The sequence below is a fragment of the Armatimonadota bacterium genome (assembly GCA_022563855.1).
Classification (GTDB): Bacteria; Armatimonadota; Fimbriimonadia; order Fimbriimonadales; family Fimbriimonadaceae; genus JADFMN01.
On sequence record JADFMN010000004.1, the window covers coordinates 333,447 to 358,435 of the forward strand.

Consider the following 24,989-nt stretch of genomic DNA (forward strand, 5'->3'; position numbering starts at 1 on the left):
CCGTGATTGTATCTGCCCGACGGGCGATGGGCAGGAGCCTGCGCGATCAAGCTCCGGTTTCCGCCATACTCAAGGAGTCCGGTGAAAGCGCAGACACCACTGCTCCAACAGTATTTCAAGGCGAAGGAGTCCCATCCTGGCGTTCTCGTCGCCATGCGCGTCGGCGACTTCTACGAGTTCTACGGCGAGGACGCCGAGACCGCTGCAGCCGCCCTAGAGATAACTTTGACCGGGCGCGAGGACGGCAAGAACGGCCGCGTACCGATGGCCGGCGTGCCGTACCACTCCGTCGAGAAGTACCTGGCTCGCCTCGTGAAGCAAGGTTTCAAGGTCGCGCTGTGCGACCAGGTCGAGGACCCGAAGCTCGCCAAGGGGCTCGTTCGGCGAGAGGTGACCCGGGTGCTGTCGGCTGGCACGGTCATGGACGACTCGATGCTCGACGCGGGGGCGAACAACTTCCTCGCGGCGATCTGCATGATCGAGGGGAAGGCCGGGCTGGCGATGCTCGATCCGTCGACCGGCGAGTTCTCGGTAACGGAGATCGAGGGGGAGCAGGCGGCGGAGCGGATGCTGCAGGAGCTGGCGCGGCTCAAGCCTTCAGAGCTGCTCTACGCGGAGGACGGGGAGGAGGTCGGTGCGCTTGCGGCGAGCGGGCTCGGCATCGCGACGTCGCCGTGCAAGAGCCTGAGCCTCGACAGGGCGGAGCGGGTGCTGAAGAGGCAGTTCGACGTTACGAACCTGCAAGGTTTTGGGCTCGAGGACAAGACCGGCGCGATGACCGCGGCCTCCATGATCCTCGAGTACGCCAAGGGCCACGGGCTGGAGCTGAACCACGTCGATACGATCAGTACGTACTCGGTCGACGGGTTCATGAAGCTCGACCCGGCCACTCGCAGCAGCCTGGAGCTCACGCGGAACATATCCGACGGCTCGCGCCAGTACACGCTGATCGACGTGCTCGACGAGACGGTCACCTCGATGGGCGCGCGGCTGCTGAAGCGGTGGATCGAGCAGCCGCTGCTGGACGTCGAGACGATCTCGCGCAGGCACGAGGCGGTCGGGCGGCTGATCGAGCACGCGATGACGCGCGGCGATCTGCGGGACGCCCTCAAGAAGGTCGCGGACATCGAGCGGCTGGTATCTCGGGCGGCGACCGGGCTCGCATCTCCTCGCGATCTGTCGGCCTTGCGGACTTCGCTCCTCGCGATGCCGGAGCTGGACGACGCGCTGCGCAAGGTCGCGCTCGGCAGGCTGCAAGACCTGCGCGCCCAGACGGCGGATCACCAGGACCTCGCGCACCACTTGGACAAGGCGCTGATCGCCGATCCGCCGCACGCGCTCCGCGAGGGAGGAGTGATCAAGCCGAACTTCGACCCCGAGCTGGACAAGCTGCGCGGCCTGAGCAGGGACGGCAAGCGGTACATCGCGGAGCTTGAGAAGAAGGAGCGCGAGGCGACCGGGATCGCGAAGCTCAAGGTCGGATACAACTCGGTGTTCGGCTACTACCTCGAGGTCTCGAAGCTCCACCAGGAAAAGGTGCCGGACCACTACATCCGCAAGCAGACCCTGGTCAACGCCGAGCGGTTCATCACCGCCGAGCTGAAGGAGCACGAGTCGGCGGTGCTCGGCGCGGAGGAGAAGGCGGTCGCGCTGGAGTCGGACCTCTTCTACCGCATCAGGAACCGCGTAGCGGACAACGCTTCGGCGCTGCTTCAGACGGCGCGCGCGATCGCCGAGCTCGACGTGCTGATCTCTCTTACAGAGTCCGCGGTGCGCCGCCGGTTCGTCCGGCCGGAGATCGTCGAGGACGACGTGCTGGAGATCGACGCCGGCCGCCACCCGGTGGTCGAGGCGCACACGCCGAACTTCGTCCCGAACGACCTGACGCTCGGCGACACGCGCGTCGTTATCCTGACCGGCCCGAACATGAGCGGCAAGTCGACCTACCTGCGGCAGACCGCGCTGACTGTTCTCATGGCGCAGATCGGGTCGTTCGTGCCTGCGGACTCGTGCCGCGTCGGCCTGTGCGACCGCATCTTCACGCGCATCGGCGCTAAAGACGAGCTTGCTTTAGGGCAGTCCACGTTCATGGTCGAGATGGTCGAGAGCGCCAACATCCTCAACAACTCCACCGAGCGCTCGCTGGTCATCCTCGACGAGGTCGGGCGCGGGACTTCGACCTACGACGGCCTCGCGATCGCGTGGGCGATGGTCGAGCACCTCGCGCGGGTCAAGGCGAAGACGCTGTTCGCGACGCACTACCACCAGCTCAACGCGCTCGCCGAGCAGATCCAGGGGATCTCCAACTTCCGCGTTGCGGTCGAGGAGGTCGGCGACAAGGTCGTGTTCGCGCACAGGGTGCTGCCGGGCGGCACCGACCGCTCGTACGGCGTGCAGGTCGCGAAGATGGCGGGGCTTCCGCGATCCGTCGTCGCGCGCGCAGCCGAGATCCTCGCCGAGCTGGAGCAGCGCGAGTCCACGCCGTCCATCGGGCCTGGTCTCACGAGCGTGCAGATGACGCTGTTCGAGGCGCCGGAGTCCGAGGTCGAGAAAGAGCTGAAGCAGATCGACGTTGATTCGCTGACCCCGATCGAGGCGCTTCAGAAGCTGGACGAGCTGAAGAAGCGGCTTTAGGTGCGAGATGCAGGGTGCGAGGTGCAGGGTCAAACCCGAACTTCCGAACCCCGAAACCTTCCCCAAACGTTCTATCCTGTAGCAAGGTGCAAAGATGGGATTCGTAGCACTGGCTCTGGCGGTCGCCCTGTATCAAGGGCCGCAGGTGTCCGAGAAGGTCGTCCGCGAGCTTGTCGCATTGCCGGCGAGGGACGAGTATGTCAACCGTCGGCTGGCCGAGACGCTCATCGATCAGGGCGAGCACGAAGCGGCCTTCATCGTCATCGACTCGCTCCCAAGAAAGACCGCTGGAAACCTCTACGGATGGTACAAGCGCGATGGTGACGTCGCGCGAATGTTGCACGAGATCGATGAAAGCTACTACGGCCCGGAGGCGCTCCCAAAGATCATTGAGGAGGCGATCTACTACGGAGGCGTCGAGCGCGCGCAGGCAGCCCTTGCCTACATGGAGGAGTACGGTTTCTACTCTGCGAGGAACTTTCTGCGCGACTTGGACAAGTACTTTCACGATTGCAGCCCCGCGCTCCAGGCCTACGTCCTCTTCGCACGAGAAGGGCTTGCCGAAGAGGCGACCAGTCTGCTGCCGTACGTCGAGGTGCAGGAGGTAAGGCACCACTGCGATATCTTGCGGATGATTCTCGGAACCGGTAGGCTTCCGCTCATCAAAGGGTTTTTGGCGGTCTACCCCTATTACTTCGAACCAGGGTTCCTGTTGTATCGTGCTCGCCTGTTGGAGGACGATGATCTGAAAGAGATGGCGTTGCAAGTTCTCCTCTTCGGTAGTGAGCCAGGTGTGCCCATTTTCGGCCCGAGCTTCTGGCAGCCGATTGAATTCGGAGTACCGGGGCAACTGGTATTGGAGTTGTACGAAGAGGGCAGCCGCGCGACCGCTACCCGTCTAGTGCACAAGTATTGGCCAAATTCCATCGCTAACTACAAAAGATGGGGGCCGTGGGACAGTTCCGCGCGGTTCTTCGACGTCTTGGCCGAGAACGGACACGGTGAATTGTTGTTGGAGTTGGCGGAGACCGCGCTTGAGGCGGCTCGATCCGAATTTCAGCCAAACGCAAGAATCACGGCTGATCGCGGTCCATGGCAGAGAAAGCACTATGAGACCGCATTGAGCATTTATGTCGTTCTTAACATGAACGCACAGGCGAATTCTTTGGTCGTCGAATACGCGGCAACGCTCGACCCAAAAACGGAAGTGATGTTCGGCGGTGGTAGTTTGCAGGGCTTTATGACGAGCACGCTGGCTGCGATCGGTCGTCACCAGGAGGCCGTCGAGTATTGGTTCGATGAGGGATCGGTTGCTGGGGCGTCGCAAGCGGTGAGAAATTGGATTCAGGCTCTGCAATCTGTCGGAGATGAAGACGGGGCACGGGCCGTAATGCGGCGATTTCTTGTTTGGCTTAGAGAGGCCGACACAGAGCCACCGGACTATATGGGTTGGTCTAGTGAATTCTCCCTCATTCAGATGTTGCGCGAACTGGGACTTCACGACGAGCTGCGAGCGCTGGCAGCAAACCGGTGGAGCGGCAGTGCCGACGAGTACTCGGTTTACGACGCGTGGTCGGCTGTTCTTGGATTTTCGGCCCTTGGCGATCTAGACCGTGCGCGAAAGTTCATGCGGATTGTCTTGGAAGACCCGTTTCGCTTCCGCTACGGTCCTGGATCAGCCATTGCAAGTTGGATGAGCATAACGGGACTTGATGCGCAAGTTCTTGAAAAGCTCGGTGGCGCAGAATGGATACAAGTTTCCATGGATCGCTTTATCGGACCGGGCGTAGCCGAGAGATCGCGCTACTTTTCAATGGCGGAGAATCTTGTCGCGTCGCTGGGTTACGTCCAGGGCAATGCCAAACTTGTTGAAGCGGTCCTTCGTCAGATCGAGCGGCTGCTCGAACACACGACCGAGGAGCGCCGCCAGCGCGTCGAGCGCGAACTGTTGGACGCGGCCATCCGACCGGATCGGCCTCCCCCATCTTACGTTCCAACCTCGACCCCGCTGCGACTCGACCTCCAGGAGCGCGTGCTGCAGGCAATATTGGGCGCGAGAGCCGCTTGACTCACGGGCTACCGCGCCGTTCGTCCTTGCGGTGCGCGATCCTAGGGTCAAGGGGCGATCCGGATCAACCCGAGCCCCGTGGCGCTCGGCGGGCCAAACGCCCGCAAACCAGGGTGCGGGGCAAACCCCCGCGCTCCAACTCCCGAACCCCCGAACTCCCGAACTCCCGAACTCCCGAACTCCCGAACTCCCGAACTCCCGAAGTCGTCACTTCTTGTCAATTGCCTTCTTTTCGTTCTTCCGTTCTAGCGAAATCCGCCCGATCGTCGCGACGCCGATCACGACCCAGACGACGTTGAGCCCCATCGCAGCCCACGCGCCGGTGACGGCTGTCAGAACCGCGAGCATAGCTGCGCCGGTGACGTTCAAGAGCTGATAGAACCGCGACCCGCCGTCTACCTTCTTCTTCGAGACGAGATAGTAAGCCAGCAGGAGGAGAGCCGCGCCGACTGTGCCGATGACGTGCACCCAAGATGCCCAAGAGAGTTCCACACCCGGAGGATACGTGAAATGCGGCAGCTAAGTTGCTGCGGCTAGCTTACGACGATGCGGGGCGGGCCGCTGACCGAACGCCCAATCTTGACCGAGCCCTCGACCGGAACGGTGCTGAAGGTGGCGAGCCCACCGCTGGTCTGCGGGTCGAGTATGAGCTGCTCCATCCACGGCGCAACCCCGCTGCCGAACTCCAGCGCGTCGCCGATGTACTCGCGCGTTTTGATCGCCGCGCCGGTGATTGCGCCAGCAGCGACAAGTCGCTCCACACCCGGCAGAAGCGGTAGGGCCGACGAGTCGATCTCAAGCGTCACGCCCGATGCGCGCGCGATGTGGAACAGGTGCCCGGCGAGCCCGAAGCCCGTGACGTCGGTCGCGCAGCGCACCCCCGCCGCGTGCGCGAACTCGGCAGCGCGCGCGTTGAGAGCAGACATCACAGCGACCGCCGCCTTCAGCTCCTCGTCGCTGCACAGGTCGTTCTTGAAAGCCGTCGTGACGATCCCGGTGCCGAGCGGCTTGGAGAGGTAGATGTCCTGTCCCGGCTTGGCGTTGTCGTTGCGGAAGATCGTCTCCGGGTTGATGAGCCCCGTCACTGAAAGCCCGAACAGCGGCTGATCGTTTTCGACCGTGTGCCCGCCGGCGATCACCGCGCCGGCCTCGATCGTCTTGTCGTGCATTCCTTCGAAGATCTTCGCCCAAACTTCGGGCGGCGCCATCGTCGGGTCGAAGCAGCAGATGTTGAGCACAGTGATCGGCTTGCCGCCCATCGCATAGACGTCGCTAAGCGAGTTGGCCGCAGCGATCTGGCCGTAGTCGTACGGGTCGTCGACGATCGGCGTGAAGAAGTCGACGGTCTGCACCAGTGCCTGAGTCTCAGACAGCTTGAACACCCCCGCATCGTCGCTGGTTTCAATTCCGACGAGCAGGTTAGGGTCTTTCGACTTGGGCAAGACGCGGAGAACCTCCGCCAGCTGGGTCGGCCCCAGCTTGCTCGCTCAACCGGCGCATTTCACGAGGTGCGTAAGCCTCATACAAGATCAGGATACCGTTTGGCCGAAAACGGTTCCCCGGGGTCGGACGTTTGCCGAAGCTAGTCGCTACCACCCGGCGTGGCCGGGCTTAATCCACTCGTATTTGACTTTCAGATCGTTTAGCTGCTTGTGCGGTAGCAGGTTGTCGTGTTGCAAGCGTCCAACGACAATTCCAGGCGCGATTCCGATGGCTTCGGCAAACAACTTGACGGCGATTCTAGAAAAGTCTTCACCTCTAACAAATTCAGCGTATCGGCTCGATGGTATTAGCAATGTGGCTGCCATGCGATCGGCATCCCGCTCGTCAGCATCTTTTTCACCTGACACCTCTAGGAAGACGCTCTTCTTCTTGTGTTTGATGACGTGTGCACACTCATGAAACAGGGTGAACCAAAAGTGGTCGTTCCGCTTGTATCTCAAGGAGATCTGCATGAGGGCACAGTCGGGACGCTTCCATCTTACGGCTCCAGAAACGCCTAGGCTGGGAAGCTCCGGCACAAACTCTATGATTACACCCGCTTGCGCAAAGGCCTCCTTAAGTAGCGGCACGAACTTTCGCGGGGCAAGTTGAGTCCAGCCGCGTGCCCTAGTCACTGCGTCACGAAATGCAGGTTCATCATATGATGCAGCTTCAATCGATGATGACTGAATCTCGCCTTGCCGGAGCCAGGCAGAAACCAAGTGAAGCCTGTCTTCAACCAAGTCGGACCGTCTGAACCGAACCATGGCTGAACGATCTTCCCAATACGATCGATATGCCTGCAGGCTTGCCATTCCAAAGAATTGAAGGAGGGCGTAGACTCGTTCTGGACCAGGATTTGCGGCAGGCACCCAGCCATACCTAACCATCGCAGGATATGGAAACAACTTTGTCCACTCAAGTTCTTGCGCAGAGGGATTTGGTCGTGCATTCCGAGCAAGCCACTCACGGTAGGCAGATTCCCGGTTGAGCCAAAACCGCGCCGGTGTTCCCAGTACTCGCTCGAGATCTAGCGCAAGATCACTCGATATCGTGGCCTTGCCTTTGATGATTTCGTTGATGAGTTTATCTGATCGTGCCAGTCGAACCGCCAATTGCTTTTGAGAGATACGACGTTCTTCCAGCAGATCGCTGAGCGTATCTCCTGGCGGCGAAACTCTGTCTGGTCTATATTCAAGGGTAGCCATTCTAGTGATAATCGACGACCTCGGTCACTTTGATCTTCGTGATGTTGAGCCAGTCGAGCCCGCCGTCCTCCTTCAGTACGGGTGGATCGTGATCGGGTACGAATACAAGTCGGTAGTTTCCTGTCAGCGATACTGCCAATTGCCCCTTTCGATCCGCTGACAGCTCATGACAATTACCAGTAATATCCTTCATTACCTCCAGACAGTCCGCAGCTGCAAGATCATCCAAGCGAGCCCGAATCTTCTTGGCTCTCTCCATGCCAAATTTCCTCGCGAGCTTCTGGTCGCTGTTCATGATCTTAGCGAGCCTGTTGGTTTCAAAAGATACTTCCAACCTATTATTCCATCTTATTTACGTGATTGGTAAAGACTTTACGGATTTTTAGGTCATTTTGTCAACTTTTTTTAAGACTTTCGCCCTCTGATATTTGAATCGGTGCATTTTCGAACCTGATCTGCCCGATCCTGGACCGTTCGACAGCCGTCTTGGTGCAAGCGACCGAGATGGCCGTGTCACCTAGCTGCCCATTACCAGCGCGTTGAACAGCAGCTTGAACGTGCCGTGCGGCTGTCCGCGGAAGGCGATCTCGGGGCCGAACAAAACTAGGTGCCCGTCGCCGACTGAGAACGTCGCCATCGCCGTCCCGCCGTTCAGGACCTTCTGTCCCCAAGCCCAACCGCTGCGCAGGGGGGTTTCAGAATCGAACCACGCGAGACGCTGGCCGCCGTCGATCTTGAACACGGGGCTGGAGCTGAAGATCACGTCGATCTCCTCGTCCATCCCCATCGCGAGCGGGTGCGAAGTGTCGAGCTTCACGCGCAGGATCGAGCCCGGCACGAAGAAGTCCGCGCGACCGAGCGCGTTCCCTTCGTCGTCGATCAAAGCGCTCGTGACGGGCAGCTCCAGCTGTGTCGCCAGCCGCGTCGCGCTGCCGATCGTGACGACCGTGCCCCCGCCCTCGATGAACGATTTGATCTGAGGCAAAGAAGTATCGACAGACAAAGACCCTTGGCGCGAAGCCCAAGGCTCCGGCACGTTGGTCGGGGGTCCGCCTCCTCCCCGGCCACCTCGTCCGCCGCGACCGCCGCCGCCGATCACCATGCCGCTGACCATCACAAGCACGTCGTAGTCGGACAGAACACCCGCGTCGATCTCCGGCGGATAGACAACGGTGAACGGGAACTCGAACTGCTCAAGAATCCAGCGCGTCCATCCCGACTGCATAGACCCGCCGTAACGGTCGAGCAGCGCGATGCGCGGAACCTCGATTTTCTTGAGTCCGACGACCGGCGTACCGGCCGCGCTGGAAGAACGAACCCCTTGGTCGTGCGCCATTCGTTGCAAAATTGACCGCGACTCGCGCGAGGCTTCAACAATGAACGACCCGCGCGGGACAGCCGAGTTTGCCTCCGTCATCCGGAAAACGTCAATGCCAGCTTTCTGCAAACGGTTCATGGCCCGGAAGGAGTCATTTACGCGACCATCGATCACGTACCAGTCGGGATACTTTGATAGGTCTGAAGAAACCGTCGGTTTCACAACGTCCTTCAGTTCTTCCAGCCGCACTTCGAACTCCTCCACAACGCGCACAACTTTGACGCCCATCGAGAACGCGAGCGTCCAGCCAGAGCTGTCATACGGCGGAGTCGGAGGAGCGCCCGGATAGGCGAAGTCGTCCGGGTGGACCTGCGGCTCGAACATGCTTATCACGTGCGCGCGGAACGCTTGATCCGCCTGAACGATGTACGAGCCAGCCGGATAAATCTCACCGCCGTAGGCGAACAGCCGCCGCGCCCGGTGCACTATGATTCCGTTCTCGATGAGGGCGTTTACGAACTTCGTCGCGGTCGCATAGTCGGCTTGGTCCGAGGGGATGATGTAGGCGCGGGCGTCCTTGTTCTCGTCGGTGCGGACGCCGTCCCCGTTGCGGGAGCCTTCGAGCAAACGAGGGTTCGGCACCCACGAATCACGACGCCCCTTCTCGATGGCATTGCGCCCCATCCGCCAGATGTTCGTCAGCAGAGTTTCCCGATAGCGCGACGCGTAGTCCAACACCGCGTAGTTCGCAGTCAAGGAGTAATCGACCGACTGCCGGAAGTGCCACTCCTGCGGCTCGATCGGCAACGGCAGGTCGGCGTGCGGCATCTGCCTGCGCTGAACGTACGGAATCGTGATCGGAGTCGGGTTGCCGATCGTCTCGGTCAGGATCCCGACCATGTTGTGGAAGTACGCGGTCGTGCGCAGCCCGCCGTTCCACCAGCCGGAGTAGGTCGCGCCAGTCCGCATCGTCACACCCGGTTTATCTTCTTGCAAGAACCTGTTGTGCATCGCCGCGCTCACCATGTCTAGCCCGGTGCGCACCAGCGGATCCACTTCAAAGGCGAACGGATCGCGGAAAGGCGGCGCGAACATCACGGTGCCGCTCGGGCCGGTCTGGTGGTGGTTGAACATGATCTGCGGGAACCACTCGCGGTACATCACGCGGTTCATGTTCTTCGTCTCTTTCTGCGTCGATGCGAAAAAGTCGCGGTTGTTGTCGTGGCCGACGTACTTTTGGTACAGCCGCGGCACGCCGCGCGTCGAGCGCTTCAGCGGATCCTCTTCGCGCATGTACCAGTCCGCGACCAGGTCGTGTCCGTCGGGGTTCGCGTGCACCAGCAGCACGATGACGTCTTTGAGGATGCGCTTGGTTTCTTCGTCGTCGCGGCTGACGAGCTGCCACGCGGTCTCCATCAGCACCTGCGCGCACAGCACCTCGCTCGCGTGCAGACCGCCGTCGATCCAGATGACCGCCTTGCCGTCGCGCGCGAGCCTCTTCGCCTCCCTTTCGTCGACGCCTTCGGCTCTGGCTAGCTTTGCGGCTATGGCCTTGTACTTATCGAGCCGCCACATGTTCGACGGGTCGGTGATGACCGCCATGTACTGCGTCCGCCCCTCCTCGGTCTTGCCGATGTCGACCAGCTTGAACCGCGGCGACTCCTTGTCGAGCTTTTTCCAGTATTCGGTGAGCTGGGCGTAGTTGGCGAGGAAGTAGTCGTCGCCGAGGTTGTGGCCGAACTGCTCCATCGGCGAGGTCTGGGCGTATGCGGCAACCGCGATGGCGGAGAGACAGAGGGCAAGCACTGCGCGTTTCATGGTGATGGTTGTATCGTACCTTCGGGGGTTCGGGATAAGGAGCGCGGGGGTTTGCCACGCACCCTGGACCGCTCGGATTTGTTCGGGTTTGTTCGGATTTGTTCGGATTTGTTCGGGTTTGTTGGGATTGGTTCGGAAGTTCGGAAGTTCGGGGGTTCCGTCAACTGCAAACTGCCAACTGCCAACTGCCAACTGAAAACTGTGTTCGGGAGTTCGGGAGGGCGAGCAGTCATCCTGAGTGGATCGAAGGACCCCGCGAGCCGCTTGGCTGCTCACGGGCTATCGCGCCGTTCGCTGACGACGGCGCAACAACTTCCTACAGCTGTATCGCATGCTTCTACTACTGCTTGCGCTACCTTGAACGAGTTAGAGGAGTACTGTCGTATAATGATCATGTGGACGAGACTTATACGAGTCTGGGTCTAGAGGCGAGTTGGACGTTTGGTGCAGCAATTGCACTAGGGTCAATCGTCGGTGTTATCTGGCAATCGGTGCGCGCAAAGAAGCTGACGATTCAGCCAGCCATTATTGGGGCATTCTCGATCGGCCTGGTACTGGCCCTCTGGCAAACTCCAATTCCCATGCTGTGGGCCATTCCCGGGCTCTCGACTATCGGTGCAATAGCAGTATTCTTCATGAAGCATAAGAACATGAAGAACCGAGTAGGCATGGGTGTTACTGGCATAGCGGTATCTGTCGCGTTGTTCTTTATTATGCAAAGCATGTTCACAGGAGTCGTCGTTTTGGGAGATGAGAACGTGACGTGGGATTCGTGGGTCGACGACAGCGGCCATGTTCCCCGAGAAGGACTTAGAGTACACGCGACAGGGTCTCCCAAGCGATGGTATGGCAATCGTCAATGGTGGTCTTGGACGATTTACTCCGACAGCGCAACGACCCCTTCCGAAAGACTCGGCCCCCACCTGATAGGTTTCGAACTTTATTGGGGTCCCGACGGTATGGTCACCGGTGACGAGTTGGGTGTGCGGCTCGCAGAATGGGCAGGAGTTGAGCCCAGATATCGGATGACCGAAAATTGAGAGCTCGAAATCGAGGGGACCAGGCTCCGAAATTCAGATGTAGGCTAATAGTCATGCGAATATCCTAGCCTGGCCACAACGGGCGCGGATGCTCCAAACTAGTCCCTTCTCGCCTTGCGGCAGAAGGCTAGGATGCGGAAGTAAAAAAGGGAGTCCTTTCCGAATCAACAACTTGACGCGAGTCGCTTGGCTGCTCGCGGTCCTTCGACACGCTCTGGGGACCGCGTTTTCTCGAGCAGCGTTCTAGTGCCGCATGCACATGGCTGCCCCGCTCGCGCATCGGGACAGCCGTGCCACGCGAGTTCTGACTCGGCCCCTCACCTCGGTCCTCTCCCCAGGCTTGGGGAGGGGAGGTCGCCGGGAGTGAAAGCCACAATTGGTCTCACTGCGCAACCGAGGCCAGCTCTTCCTCATCGGGCAGTCCGTGGCACACCGTCGGATACTGGGTTTTGGCGCGATGGCTTGGGCCTGGAGGGCAAGCACGGTAAAATAACCTCATAAGCGACCCAGGCCGTCGCCAGGAATCCCCCATGAAAGACCCTTACAAACCAGGCGGCGGACAGAGCAAGTTCATCCGGAACACCGGCACGAACCCAGTGAAAGGCAAGCCAGTCAAGAACAAGAACGTGCGCGTCGACAAGGCGAAGAAGGTTCGGAAGAAGATCTAGCGCGGACGAATTCGGGCAAGATGCCCGAACCACTCACGGCCAGGATGGCCATGCTACTGTTTCACCCCTCGTTCCCCCAATGGCCCTTCCCGCCGCGATCCTTCAGCCAAGCGTGCCGCCATTTGTGGATGTCCTCAGGCCGCGTCGCGGGCATCGGTTTGCGGTGCTCGACAGGCGGAAGAGCAGACAACGCTGGCGACGGCGCGCGCTGGTACCAGTAGGCGACGGATGACAGGTCCAGAACCATCCGGTTCGCGTGGCCATGCTCGATAGAAGCCCGCAAGGAAGACGAGAACCGCACCGGGTCTTCGAGGTGGAACCGGTAGTAGTGCATCTTGCCGATCCAGCCGAAGCGCGGGTCTTCGTTCTCCCGGGCCGGCGCGTAGGCGATCCCGAAGTAGGGGTGCAGGTAGTGCTCGTCCGGACCCCACGAGGTGTTGAAGTAGTCCTCGGTCCCGGTGCCGTGAAGACCCGGCCACTCCTCGCCGTCGATCAGAAACATGTCGTCTCCCTCGCCCGGCCAAGGCGTCGAAGGCGCGTGCACGTAGTAGTTGACGCCGACGTAATGCCCCTCGCCCTCGACATCGCAGAAGAGGTAGTTGTGACGGTCGCTCGTGTTCTTCGGGTCGGGGTTCCTTCTTTGGTCGTCCAGACCGGTGATGTCGGGCGGATCGGCAGCCCACGCGTTCTCCAGACCGTCGGCAGCTTCGATACCCGTGACTTCTTGGTTGTACCAAGCGTGGAACCGGCCCTCGTCTTCGGGGATCGAGCCGTGCTCTTCGTAATCGACGTAGTAATAGAATCCGCGCACTTCCTCAGTACCCTCGTTCGAGACCTCGATCCGTGCGCCGTTCCCGAACGGCATCGGCCAGTAGCACACGAGCGCGCCGCCGTCTTGCGGCGCGGCGGCGAGAGGCAGCGAGACGAAATTGTAAGACTTCCCCCACCCCTGCCCGAAGAAGTCACCGATCGGCGCCTCTACGCTCGGGTGAGACTGCCCGTCCCAGAACATACGGATCACCAAGTTCCGCCGCACCATCGGGTCGCCCGAGTTGATCGTGCACCATATGTGCTTGACGATCCCGGCGCCAACGATGTCAGCGAGAACCAATGTCTCCCCCGGTGCGATCGGCGTGCAGTCGTCGTTGCCACCGGTCACATCATAAGAAGAGCACCGCCGAGACCGCGCAGGAACGATGCGGCTGACGTGCGAGAGCGGGCCGTGCGACATATGGGGAAAGTATGAAGGAAGAGTGCTGAGTGCCGAGTGCTGAGTGCTGAGTGCCGAATGCTGAATGCTGAATGAAGGCGACTACTTGGCGACCACAAGGCGACAGCAACGCGGGCGACAGCAAAGCGGGCGACGAGCTCCTGAACGGGCGACGCCGCCCCAATCACTTGACGTCGATGCGGTGGGAGCCGTCCCAATCGTCGCCGGGCGGGTGCTCGATGTACAGCAGGCAGCGCTTGAGCAGAATCCGGGCGGGCGTGTCATGCGGCTTTTCATCGACGCGCGCCTGAAACACCTTCGCTGCCTCAGCAAACTTGCGCTCGCGGTACAGCGCCATGGCGTTGTCGTATTCGCGCACGTACTCTACGATATCAGCGCTGACCTCGCCAGCGAGCCCAAGCAGTTCGAACACCTGCGCAGGGCGCTCGCGCCCAGCGACCGCCACGTAGTCGATGTGGCGCGTGACTATTCCATCACCGGCTTCCACTTGCGTTTGGTCGCCGATCAGCATCTCGGTTTCGTAATACTTGTTGAGGCCTTGAAGCCGCGACGCGAGATTGACGCTGTCCCCGATGACCGTGTACGTCATCCTTTCGGTAGAACCGACGTTGCCGACGATCACGTCGCCTGTCGAAATGCCGAACGACGCTTTGAGAACCGGCATGTCGCGATTTTGCCAGTCCTCGTATTTCGCTTCCAGCGCGCGCCTCGTGCTGATTGCGGCGCGGCAGGCCAGGAGCGCGGAGTTCTCGACCTCGTTCGGAGCGCCCCAGAACGCCATCACGTCGTCGCCGTTGTACTTGTCCACCGTGCCGTCGAGCTCGATGACTTGCGCGCTCATCACGTCGAGGTATTCAGCTAGCACCGCGACAAGCTCCTCTGGAGGAAGCTGTTCCGACAGCCTCGTGAATCCGACGATGTCGGCGAAGTAGGTCGTGATGTGCTTCCGCTCGCCGCCGAGTATCGCCTCGCGGCCGGTCGAGACGAGGTGCCTGACGTACTCGGTGGGCACGAGCTTCTCGAACGATCTCAGCGCGGTCTTCATCGACTCCATCGCGCTGGCAAGCTCGTCGATCTCCGCAATGTTCGACTTCTCCAGCGGCCGGGCCTGGAACCTCATGTCCTGGATGCGCTTGGTCTCCTGCACCAGGTCCTGCATCGGCGCCGCCATGCGCCGCGCCAGCAGAATGCTGACGATGATCCCGATCTGCGTGGCGATGATCGCGGTCCAGAACAGGAACACCCCCGTTTGAACGATCCCGCCGACGTACTCTTCCGTCGGCACCACGACGGCGACGATCCAGCGGGGTCGGCCGTAGCCGCTCACCATTCTAACACCGGAGAAGTAACTGACGTCATCCACCGTTAGATCAAGCTTGCGAACCTCCGTCGCTTCCAGCGGGTCTTGCGCCTGAATCATGCTGACGAGCTTGGCGGCGCGCGGGTCGTCCAGTTCAGCGCTCGTCCTCAACGTCAACCTGTCGCCGTCGCGCCGGATCAGCTCCGCCGTCGGGTGCGCGATGATGAGCGGAACGTTCTGGCCGCGCATTTCGGCGAGGAACGCGTATCCTGCCTTGCCGATGTGCACGGTCTTCAAGAAACGACTGAGGTTGTCGATCGTGAGATCGACGGTCGCCACGCCGATCAAGCGACCTCTGGAGTCGAAAACCGGAGTTGCGCAGGTCGTTCCCGGGGTTTCCGGCAGCGTTGAACTCGGAAACACGTACGTCTCCGTCCACACTTGCTCGAGCTGCGACTGGACCAGTTGGTAGTACGGCTCGGTTCTGGGGTCGCGCTCCCAGTTCGACTCGCTCAAATACTGCTGCAGAACGTTGCCAAACTTTCGGTAGATCTTGCGCACGCGTGATCCGTTTGCGATCAATTCGATCACCTCTATGCGGATCGCTCCGTTCGGCTGTTGCGTCGCCTGGATGTACTCGCCTGTCGAAGCGAGCGTGATCGTCATCGTTCCGAACTCCTCGTTCTGGCTCATGATCGCGATCAGCATTGGGGCTAGATTCACGAGGTCTGCGCTAGTTAAGAATTCGCGCTTAGCCTCAACTGTCGGGTGCAGCAGCTCGGCCAAGAGCCGGCTGTGCGACTCGGCCCGGCCTAGCAGCGTCCCGATCTTCTCGTCGATGATGATCGCGTTCTGCTCGATGATGCGCGACGACAGCTCATCGACCGAGGTCCGCATCTGGAAGTACGTCTGGGTGCCGACGGCCGCCATCGTCACGAGAACGACAGTTGACGTGACAATGCTCAATCGCACCCAAAACGGCATTCGCATCTCAATAAAACCCTAACGGGTAGGCGCCTCTTGGCTCAGCGCGACGAGGGGTCGGCTAGCTAGAACCCTAGGAAGCCACTGTCAAATAGGCAACCTCGACGCGGCCACCGCTTGCATCAAGGTTACCCTTCGCACCGTATGAACCGCTTGCTCAGACGGCAAAGATCCGGGTTGTCGGACACAGGTGGCGAGCAGGTTCGCGCGTAGCTTCAAATCCGCTGTTAAGAACGTGCGACCCAGCCTTGCCGTAGAGGCTCCGTCGCAGGTTGACCCGGCGCAGCGAGCGGACACTGAGCAGGAGTAGGCCAACTAGCTGACCTCGCACGGGTACGCTCTGACAGAAACCACGTTTAAGGTCTGGGCTGACATGCTTGCACTTCTTACGCTTACGGTCGGAATGACGATGGCCAAATCCGATGCCCCTGACGGCACCCGTACTCGGAAGGTGGCTGTGTGCCAGACGTTCTGCATCGACAGCGACCTCGACGGCAACCTCGCGCGGGTTGAACAGGCGCTGAAAAAGGCGGTCGCGGGCGGCGCGGAGGTCGCATGCTTCGCCGAGGCAGTGGACCTCGGCTGGGTCAACCCCGCGGCCCACGAGGCCAGCAGCCCTATCCCCGGCCCGACCTCCGACCGGATCGCAGCGCTCGCGAAGAAGTACGGCGTGCTGGTCTGCATCGGCCTGACCGAAAAGGACGGCGACAAGCTGTACGACTCCGTCATCCTCGTGGACAAGACCGGCGAGATCCTCGCCAAGCACCGCAAGGTCAACATCTTGGCCGAGCTGATGACGCCCGCCTACACCTGCGGCGACGAGGGCGGCGTCAAAGTGACCGAGACGTCGATCGGAAGGGTCGGGCTGCTGATCTGCGCCGACGTATTCAAGGAGAGCCTCGTCAAGGCGGCAGGCGACCAGAGGCCGGATTTGATGCTGATCCCGTACGGCTGGGCGGCGGCGAAGGACCAGTGGCCGGAGCACGGCAAGAGCCTCGCATCCTGGGTCTCGTCGGTCGCGAGACGGGTCAAGTGCCCGGTCGTAGGGACGAACCTGGTCGGCGCGATCTCCAGCGGCCCGTGGAAAGGCAGGACCTACGGAGGCCAAAGCGTGGTCGCGGACGGGACCGGCAAGGTCCTGGGCGTGCTCAGCGACCGGGACGCCGATGTGAGGGTATTTGAGCTGGAAATAGGTTCAAAGGCCGGCTGAAGAGGCCGTTTCGGGCGAAGTCTGAAGCCGCAGTCTGCGCCGAACGTTGGCAATATCAGCCCAGAACCCTTGACTTGAACCTGGCTGGAGGCCATAATTCCACTTGCCTCTAGAAATAGGGGCCGCACCTTGACAGCTCAATAGTGGTGAGACGCAGCCTTAAAGTCCTTGCACACGAGTGTGAGGCATCCACGAGTTCCTCGATGGAACTTGAGTTAAGAATCATTGACTGTGAGTAAATGATTCGAATGTTCGTGGGTTTTCACCTAGAGTGACAGACGCACGTTTTCTTCGGAGAGTTTGATCATGGCTCAGGACGAACGCTGGCGGCGTGCTTAAAACATGCAAGTCGAACGCGACGACCCTTCGGGGTCCGGGAGTGGCGAACGGCGGAGTAATACGTAAGCAACGTGCCCTGAAGACTGGGATATACCGGGGAAACCCGGAGCAATACCGGATGTGGCCACCACCCGGCATCGGGAGGTGATTAAACGGTTTTTCGCTTCAGGAGCGGCTTACGCCATATCAGCTTGTTGGTGGGGTAACGGCCTACCAAGGCTTCGACGTGTAACTGGTCTGAGAGGATGGCCAGTCCGAGTGGGACTGAGACACGGCCCACACACCTACGGGTGGCAGCAGTTAGGAATATTGCACAATGGGGGAAACCCTGATGCAGCGACGCCGCGTGGAGGATGACGGATTTAGGTCTGTAAACTCCTTTTATCGGGAAAGACTTAGGACGGTACCCGATGAATAAGCTCCGGCTAACTACGTGCCAGCAGCCGCGGTAATACGTAGGGAGCAAGCGTTGTCCGGATTCACTGGGCGTAAAGGGCGCGTAGGCGGCTCGTTAAGTATGAAGTGAAATCTCCAGGGCTCAACCCGGAAACTGCTTTGTAAACTGGCAAGCTAGAGGAAGGCAGAGGTGAATGGAATTCCCGGTGTAGCGGTGGCATGCATTGATATCGGGAGGAACACCAGAGGCGAAGGCGGTTCACTGGGCCTTATCTGACGCTGAGGCGCGAAAGCGTGGGTAGCAAACAGGATTAGATACCCTGGTAGTCCACGCCCTAAACGATGGATACTAGGCGTTAGGGGTATCGACCCCCCTAGTGCCGCAGCTAACGCATTAAGTATCCCGCCTGGGGACTACGACCGCAAGGTTGAAACTCAAATGAATTGACGGGACCCCGCACAAGCGGTGGAGCATGTGGATTAATTCGATACTAACCGAAGAACCTTACCCAGGTTTGACATCGCGGGAAAGCCGCAGAAACGCGGCCCTCTTCTCACAAGGAAGACCCAAAGACACCTGTTGCATGGCTGTCGTCAGCTCGTGCCGTGAGGTGTTTGGTTAAGTCCAGCAACGAGCGCAACCCTCGTCCTATGTTGCCAGCGGGTAAAGCCGGGAACTCATGGGAGACCGCCGGCGTAAGCCGGAGGAAGGCGGGGACGACGTCAAGTCAGCATGGCGATTACGCCTGGGGCTTCACACATGCTACAATGGGCGAAACAGAGGGCAGCCAAGCCGCGAGGTGGAGCTAATCCCTTAAATACGTCCCCAGTTCAGATTGCAGTCTGCAACTCGACTGCATGAAGGCGGAATCGCTAGTAAACGCAGGTCAGCTATACTGCGTTGAATACGTACCCGGGGTTTGTACACACCGCCCGTCAAGTCACCCGAATTGTCTGCACCCGAAGTCCGTGGCCCAACCGCAAGGAGGGAGCGGCCGAAGGTGCGGGGGGTAAGGGGGACTAAGTCGTAACAAGGTACCCGTACCGGAAGGTGTGGGTGGATCACCTCCTTAAAAAGAGTCTGCATATGTGCCTTCCACTGGTCGGCGCAACATTCTCTAGGTCGATCTGCGTCCATCACTGAGCTTCAAGGTTTGAAGACGCCCGGCGCTTGCGCCGGGCGTTCTCTGTCTATGAGGGGCGAGGTTCGATCTTCGCGAGTCGTCGCTTGCCGTCGCGCTGCGAGAACGTCAACAGAAGGCCGTGACTGCTCAGTTCAATCAAATCTGACGGTGGGAATCGCCGCCAGACCCCTTCGTCGTAAACTTCATTTGGGATAACTCGTTCGCTGAACAGGTCAAGAGAAACGAACTGATCGAACAAGTTATCGGAAAGGCACAGCTCCCTGACTGACTTGAGGTCGCCCGCGTCGAGCGCGAACAGCATCTCATCGAGCGAGCGCAACGCTGAATCATACGGAACATCGCCCTGGCTCTCATATCTGCCGTTCTCAAGAATGAAGACCTCCTCGCGGTAAATGTATGGACCGAGATTCGAAACGTAGGTCATTCTTTGATAATCCTTCGTCCGCATAACCACCCTCGTTACGTCATAGCTTCCGTCAGGCTTTCGGACAAAGCCATCGTAAGGCCCGAGCCCGAGCTTGGTGATAATGTGCTGCACGCGCTTCCACCGGCCGTCCGCTTTTTCCCATACTTCGATTCCCCCTTGGCCGCCTGTGCTGTACTCCTGTTCAGCGCCGATGAAGTGGATTCGACCGTCAGCAAAGGCGCCTTGTCCCAGTTGCCAGGTATCACCGCCAGCCTGAGGAAAGCCGATCGCTTGCATCATCTCACCGTTCCAAGTTTCATCGGGCTGCCGAATAAAGAGAACTCTACAGAAGTTCTGGTGGACGCCAAATTCTCTGTCGCGTATGGGAAAGCGTACGTTTACATGGATTGTGGCATCTGTGTTCAAGACAGTTGAAACGTATGTGTAGAAGGGCGCTGTCGATGCCTTGGAGGGTGGTAGAAAATCGACGAGATGCTGTACGAGGAGTTCGCTCGCGTCGCTATCCGGGTCTTGCAGTGACGCGAGGATTCGGCCCCAGTCGATCTCCGCCGCGAGGAAGTCGGTCAGCGGCTGCCAGACTTCATCAAGCAGTGCGTCTTCTCGCTGACTGATCAGGGCGCATTCGCGCGACGCGGCTTCGTATCGGAACTGCTCGGCAGTGGGCCATCCGAGAAAAGCCAATATGAGAATCGCTGCAAACATGGACTCAATACCCTGACGCCCGAAGATTGTTTTCGTTTTTCAGGCTTGGCATCTTCGCGTCCACTTCTCGCCGCCACTGTCTCAGCATGATCAGCAGCTCCTTCGCCCGCTCGCTCCTCTCGGAGATCAGGTTCTCAGTCTCGCCAGGATCGACGCGCAGGTTGTAAAGCTCCAGCAGCCGACCATCCTCGAACCACTCGATCAGCTTCCAGTCGCCCAGGCGCACCGCTGAACCGGGAGAGCCGCCCTGGTTGCCGTAGTGCGGGTAGTGCCAAAAGATTGGCCGCTCCTCCATCTCCCCCTCTAGCAACTGGTCTACGAAGCTCCGTCCGTCAACGTGCTGCCCGGGCCGCGCGGGGAGGTCGCACAGCTCCAGCAGGGTCGGATAGAAGTCGGTCGAGATCACCGGCTCGTGGCTGATCGTCACCATCCTGGTCACCCCCGGCGCGCGCACGATCAGCGGCTCGCGGATTCCGCCCTCGTACAGCCAACCCTTGCCAGCCCGCAACGGTAAATTTGAAGTTGGATGTCCTTCGGAAGTTGAAAGTCCGCCGTTGTCGCTGAAGAAAACGACGATCGTGTTCCCGTCCAGACCAGTTTCTTCCAAGTAATCAAGCACATAGCCGACGGCCTCGTCCATCGCCTCGACCATCGCGGCGTACACCGCGTGCTCTTGGATCAAGCGCACTTTGCCCGGACCCTCGACGCCCCAGATATCCTCGTCGCTCGCACCAACAATCGCCTTGCGAAACCGGTACTTCTCGACCAGGTCGTCGCGACCCATCAGCGGCGTGTGGACCGAATAAAACGACAGATACGCGAAGAACGGCCCTTCGCCGCCGTCGATGAACTTCACCGTCTCCTCCGCCAAGCGCGCTGGCAGATGGTCGCCTGGCTCACTCGTCAGATTTGGTTTGTCGAACGGGTGGAAGTACTTGCCAGGCCCGTACGGCCCGCCGGTCTGGTTGCCGCCGATGTTGACGTCGAACCCCTGGTCCTGCGGCCAGAACCCCTCCGGCCCGAGGTGCCACTTGCCCGCGAAGAAAGTCCGGTATCCGCCCTCCTTGAAAGCCTCAGCCAGCGTCACCTCTTCCAGCGGCAAGCGGTTCAAATACGGCGCGGGCTTCAGTGGCCTGCTGTAGTTCGCGCTCAAGCGATCCGGCTGCGGCGCGCCGAACCAGTCGGTCGTGTCCATGCGCGCCGGGTACTTGCCGGCCATGATGCTCGCTCGGGTAGGGCTGCACACCGGGCACGCGGCGTAGGCGTTCGTGAACACCATCCCCGAAGACGCCAGCCGGTCGATGTTCGGCGTGTCATAGAAGCTCGACCCGCTGTACCCGAGGTCCGTCCACCCGAGGTCGTCCACCAGGATGAACAGCACGTTCGGGCGCTCGACGACCGCACTCGACGCGGCAAGGCTGGCCAAGACCAACGATCCGATCATTCTGCAAGTCTACACATGATTCAGGGCGAGCGATAAATTCAGAAAGACTCAGGAAACGAAACTTCTCGACTACAAATGTAGTACAGTAAACCAATACTACGATTGTAGTCACGGTGGTCTTGAGTGGAATCCGAACACCGAAAGAGCCTGAGCGAGCTTGAATTGAACCTGTTACGGTACTTGGCGGCCAGGGACGCAATGTCCGTGCGCGAGGTCGCCGATGGATTTGGCGCAGATCACGGCTATGCGAGGACGACGATCCTCACCGTCATGGAGCGCCTTCGAAAGAAGAACTATGTGACCCGCGAGAAGCTCGACGGGATATTTCTCTACTCTTCTGCCCTGAGCCAAGGCGAACTGATGCAGGGAGTAATTCGAAAGTTCGTAAGCAAGGCGCTGGGCGGGTCTGTGAGCCCGCTGGTCGCGTATCTGGCCGAAGAGCAGGAGCTGTCCGACGTCGAGATCGCTGAGCTGCGGAAGCTGGTCGACGGCCTTGATGAGGGAGGAGCGCGATGATCGACCACAGCCAATGGCTCGATTCGATCGTTCGCGCAAGCTGGCAGGGAGCGCTGCTCGTTCTCGCCGCATGGGTCGCTTTGCGGCTGCTCAAGACCGCACCTGCGCGCTTCCGTAGCTGGATCTGGCCGATCGTCCTAACGAAGTTCGTGCTCGTCGCTCTCTTCGTCTGGGAGCTGCCGGTCTTGGCGCCGTCCGAGGTCGTCGCCCAGCCGATCGCCATTCCAATGATGACCAGCGGGGCAACGATCCAATACGTCTACGACGAGCCTGTCGCCGTTTCGACATGGAGCTTTCAGCAGACGCTGTTCTTGCTCTGGATCCTCGGCGTTGCCCTGATTGTTGCCCGGGCGATCCGCGACTACGCTCTGCTGAGGCGGATAGCCGCACGCGCCGCCCCTGCGTCCGCGCGGATCGCAAGGCTGTGCGAACGGGTTGCAGGGAAGCCCCTTGAAGTGAGATCGCACCCAGACGTGCCGATGCCGCTGGTGTTCGGTGTCATAAAGCCTGTCATTCTCCTCCCGTCAGGGATCGAGGACGACCTGTCCGAGGAGCAGTTGAGCATGGTGCTTGCGCATGAGGCCGCGCACATTCAGAGGCGCGACACCGCCACGGCCGTCTACGTGTTCCTTTGCCAGGCCCTCTTCTTCTTCAACCCCGCTGTCTGGATCGCAAAGCGCGAGTGGCAGATGGCGCGAGAGTCGGCGTGCGACCAGTACGCGATGGCAAGGACAGGCGCAGATTGTCGGCAATACGCCGACATGCTGATCGAGATTTCCGCAGGGGCAAGACGTGCTCCAGCGTTCGCGCTGAGCGCAGTCCCTGCGTACAAGACGCTCCACAGGAGAATAGATGATATGAACAGAACACAGAACAAGACAATGGCGGCAAGGCTCGCTTCGTTGGTCGTCGTGGCGTTGATCGCGGCCGCCGCGCTGCCGGTCGCCTTCGTCCAAAAACAGGGCTCGATCGGCGAAGCGATCTTTTCGCAACTTTCGAAGAGCAAGAGCAAGACGTCACGGGTCACAGTGCTGCCAGCACCGCTCGAGAGTCAGGAGACTGCCACGGTGTCCGAATCCGACCTGGTGCGGGTTCCGTTGGGCCTGGTCCGCGTCGCGTCGCCGTCGCGCATCCGGGGCATGGACGTCGAGCTGACCCGAGGCGTCCTCGCACCGCCGGTGCAACTCCGCGGCACGGATGTCGCGCTGGCCCGAAGCGTCTCCGTAAGCTTGTTGCAACGCTTGTTGCAGGATCCGCTCCCGAGCGCACGACTGATTGGTTCCCGAGCGTCGTTGACGTTCGTCGACCCCGAGCTCACCGTTCAGGAAGCCGGCGCCCTCAAGATCAAGGCTGATGCGGCGCTCATGCGCCTATATCTCGAACCGACCCGGACGGTGAGCTTCAACAAGCAGAAAGCTGACCAGAACGAAAAGTACATTGCGTTGCTGGAAAAGTACATCGCGCTGCTAGAAAAGCACCTGAGATCTCTGGAGGGCTCGGGAGACACGAAAGTCGGCTACCAGAGACTGCTTGGCAGACTGCTTGACGACAGCAAGCTGCCGCCTCGTGTCGTGTCGGATGTTGGACTGTACGCTTCGCCCGCCCAGAGGGCCGTATCCGCCGCCTACGTCAAGCAAGTTCTGGCAGGCGTGACCGTCAATGTCCCTAAGGCCGCAGTCCGGTCCGACGTCGCGAAGGCAAGAATTGCCGCGTACGTCACAACGGTCGCAAACTATGCCGCAAACGTCGTCGTCGCGGATCAGAGCAAGGGCTCCAAGGGAAAGGTCGAGGTCATGGTCATCGAAGTCGGCGACAAAACCTTCTGGATCGCGGCGCGGCCTAACGCCACGGTCAACGTAAGCACCAAGGAGGGCACGATACAGATCGTCGAAGCCGATGGCAAGAAGTTCTGGGTCGCCCTCAAGCCCGGGACGGTCAAGGCCGAAGGCACGAAGCTGGAGGTCAAGGTCGTCGAGATCGAGGGCAAAAAGATCTGGATCGTGCGGACCCCTCGCAAGAAGGAAAGGGCCGACAAGAAAGGCGGCTAGCGGGCAAAGGGCCAAGGGCGCGCTTCCGCGTCCTGCCGCACAGGCAGGGCGCCGAGGCGCGCGTGGAGCGCCCCTTCTCAGATTCAGCAAGGCGAGAGTCGGCGTAGCGAGCGACAGCATCGCGAGCGACAACAAAGTGGGTGACAGCCGAAGGCGGTTCTGGAGCGGGCGACGAGAATCGAACTCGCTACATTCAGCATGGGAAGCTGACGTTCTACCGGTGAACTACACCCGCTCGCGGGGTCGTTAGGATACCACGGGGCGTTGGCAGTTGGCAGTTTGTAGTTTGCAGTTGGCGGGGGAAGGGCGAGGGTTGAGGGTCAAGGGTCGAGGGTCGAACCCGAACCAACCCGAACCTGTATCTCCGCCTACGGCACTCTCGCCCTATGTTATACTGATGTTGGTGAATCGCGATGTCACCCAAGAAACAGAAGTGCGCACAGCAGATTCAAAGGGACGAACGAGGTCGGCTGATTCTCAACCGAGGGCCGTTCGCGAAAAAGCTCATCTTGACGGAAGAGCAGGCGAGCGAGCTCCAACCCTTGCTCGATGACTTCTACATTTGGGACAAGAGGCTTCGACGTTGGATGATGCCATGCCTATTGTTGATGGGCCCTATAGTTCTGTTCGTATCTAACTTGGTGCCCAAGGAGTATTTCGTTCCTGTTACTCTCGCCCCAATCGTAATCGTTGCTCCTCTCTTGCTCATTGGACAGATACAGTTCATGAAGACGCCCTTGCACCGAGCACTCAGGGATCTGCACAAGAGTGCTCCAAGGGTTTGAGCCGAACCGCCGAACAAATCCGAACGCGGAGTACCGATGTAGCCGCATGCTTTAGCTTGCGCGCTTGCCGCAGGCTGACGATTGTAGGCGCTGCCCAACACGCCCGGACGAAACCTGAAGGATGCGGCTACAGTCTTCAGGTTTAAGGGTCGAGGGTCGATTCCGAATCAACCCGAACAAACCCGAACAAACCCGACCCCCCCCCCCCCCCCCTGTTCTAATCAAG

16 protein-coding genes, 1 tRNA gene and 1 rRNA gene are annotated in these 24,989 nt (G+C 60.1%); 8 read left to right on the forward strand and 10 right to left on the reverse strand.

Going from position 1 to position 24,989, the window contains the following annotated elements; translation table 11 throughout:
• Nucleotides 1–45 precede the first annotated feature (45 nt).
• Nucleotides 46–2,634, forward strand: a complete 2,589-nt coding sequence (gene mutS / locus IH944_07495) for a DNA mismatch repair protein MutS (protein MCH7904397.1) — start codon at nt 46–48, stop codon at nt 2,632–2,634.
• A 94-nt stretch (nt 2,635–2,728) separates the two neighbouring features.
• Nucleotides 2,729–4,702 carry a hypothetical protein gene (locus IH944_07500; GenBank protein ID MCH7904398.1) on the forward strand — a complete coding sequence of 658 codons (1,974 nt, stop codon included), beginning with the start codon at nt 2,729–2,731 and terminating at the stop codon, nt 4,700–4,702.
• A gap of 207 nt (nt 4,703–4,909) precedes the next feature.
• Here IH944_07500 and IH944_07505 read toward each other — a convergent pair whose 3' ends face one another.
• The 5 genes from IH944_07505 to IH944_07525 all read right to left on the reverse strand — a co-directional run bounded on the left by IH944_07505 (nt 4,910) and on the right by IH944_07525 (nt 10,528).
• The gene (locus tag IH944_07505; GenBank protein MCH7904399.1) at nt 4,910–5,194 is read right to left on the reverse strand and encodes a hypothetical protein; all 285 of its coding nucleotides are present in this window, start codon (nt 5,192–5,194) and stop codon (nt 4,910–4,912) included.
• A gap of 41 nt (nt 5,195–5,235) precedes the next feature.
• A complete protein-coding gene (gene selD / locus IH944_07510; protein ID MCH7904400.1) occupies nt 5,236–6,144 on the reverse strand; it encodes a selenide, water dikinase SelD in 909 nt (302 codons plus the stop codon).
• Between the two features lie 147 nt (nt 6,145–6,291).
• Complete coding sequence (locus IH944_07515) at nt 6,292–7,392, reverse strand: XRE family transcriptional regulator (GenBank protein MCH7904401.1); 1,101 nt, start codon at nt 7,390–7,392, stop codon at nt 6,292–6,294.
• Nucleotide 7,393: 1 nt separating this feature from the next.
• Nucleotides 7,394–7,726 carry a killer suppression protein gene (locus IH944_07520; GenBank protein MCH7904402.1) on the reverse strand — a complete coding sequence of 111 codons (333 nt, stop codon included), beginning with the start codon at nt 7,724–7,726 and terminating at the stop codon, nt 7,394–7,396.
• Between the two features lie 183 nt (nt 7,727–7,909).
• Nucleotides 7,910–10,528 (reverse strand): peptidase, encoded by a 2,619-nt coding sequence (locus IH944_07525; protein ID MCH7904403.1) that lies wholly within the window; start codon nt 10,526–10,528, stop codon nt 7,910–7,912.
• A 395-nt stretch (nt 10,529–10,923) separates the two neighbouring features.
• On the opposite strand from IH944_07525, the gene IH944_07530 reads away from it, so the two are divergent.
• Both IH944_07530 and IH944_07535 read left to right on the forward strand, forming a co-directional pair.
• Nucleotides 10,924–11,568: a hypothetical protein gene (locus IH944_07530; protein MCH7904404.1), complete on the forward strand. Its 645-nt coding sequence runs from the start codon at nt 10,924–10,926 to the stop codon at nt 11,566–11,568.
• Between the two features lie 530 nt (nt 11,569–12,098).
• On the forward strand, nt 12,099–12,236 hold the full coding sequence (locus IH944_07535) for a hypothetical protein (GenBank protein MCH7904405.1): 138 nt from the start codon (nt 12,099–12,101) through the stop codon (nt 12,234–12,236).
• Between the two features lie 61 nt (nt 12,237–12,297).
• Here IH944_07535 and IH944_07540 read toward each other — a convergent pair whose 3' ends face one another.
• Nucleotides 12,298–13,467: a DUF2961 domain-containing protein gene (locus IH944_07540; protein ID MCH7904406.1), complete on the reverse strand. Its 1,170-nt coding sequence runs from the start codon at nt 13,465–13,467 to the stop codon at nt 12,298–12,300.
• 163 nt (nt 13,468–13,630) lie between these two features.
• The gene (locus tag IH944_07545; protein ID MCH7904407.1) at nt 13,631–15,757 is read right to left on the reverse strand and encodes an adenylate/guanylate cyclase domain-containing protein; all 2,127 of its coding nucleotides are present in this window, start codon (nt 15,755–15,757) and stop codon (nt 13,631–13,633) included.
• Between the two features lie 367 nt (nt 15,758–16,124).
• On the opposite strand from IH944_07545, the gene IH944_07550 reads away from it, so the two are divergent.
• Together IH944_07550 and IH944_07555 are read left to right on the forward strand one after the other, a co-directional pair.
• Nucleotides 16,125–16,961 carry a carbon-nitrogen hydrolase family protein gene (locus IH944_07550; protein ID MCH7904408.1) on the forward strand — a complete coding sequence of 279 codons (837 nt, stop codon included), beginning with the start codon at nt 16,125–16,127 and terminating at the stop codon, nt 16,959–16,961.
• 288 nt (nt 16,962–17,249) lie between these two features.
• Nucleotides 17,250–18,769 (forward strand): 16S ribosomal RNA (locus IH944_07555).
• A 118-nt stretch (nt 18,770–18,887) separates the two neighbouring features.
• Here IH944_07555 and IH944_07560 read toward each other — a convergent pair.
• Nucleotides 18,888–19,970: a hypothetical protein gene (locus IH944_07560; protein MCH7904409.1), complete on the reverse strand. Its 1,083-nt coding sequence runs from the start codon at nt 19,968–19,970 to the stop codon at nt 18,888–18,890.
• A gap of 4 nt (nt 19,971–19,974) precedes the next feature.
• The gene (locus IH944_07565; protein ID MCH7904410.1) at nt 19,975–21,414 is read right to left on the reverse strand and encodes a sulfatase; all 1,440 of its coding nucleotides are present in this window, start codon (nt 21,412–21,414) and stop codon (nt 19,975–19,977) included.
• 123 nt (nt 21,415–21,537) lie between these two features.
• Here IH944_07565 and IH944_07570 point away from each other — a divergent pair, with 123 nt between their 5' ends.
• The gene (locus IH944_07570) at nt 21,538–21,930 is read left to right on the forward strand and encodes a BlaI/MecI/CopY family transcriptional regulator (GenBank protein ID MCH7904411.1); all 393 of its coding nucleotides are present in this window, start codon (nt 21,538–21,540) and stop codon (nt 21,928–21,930) included.
• Nucleotides 21,927–23,978, forward strand: a complete 2,052-nt coding sequence (locus IH944_07575; GenBank protein ID MCH7904412.1) for a M56 family metallopeptidase — start codon at nt 21,927–21,929, stop codon at nt 23,976–23,978. The genes IH944_07570 and IH944_07575 overlap by 4 nt, the downstream gene beginning before the upstream one ends.
• A 160-nt stretch (nt 23,979–24,138) precedes the next feature.
• Here the strand turns inward: IH944_07575 and IH944_07580 are convergent.
• Nucleotides 24,139–24,213 (reverse strand) — tRNA-Gly (locus IH944_07580).
• Nucleotides 24,214–24,989: the final 776 nt, after the last annotated feature.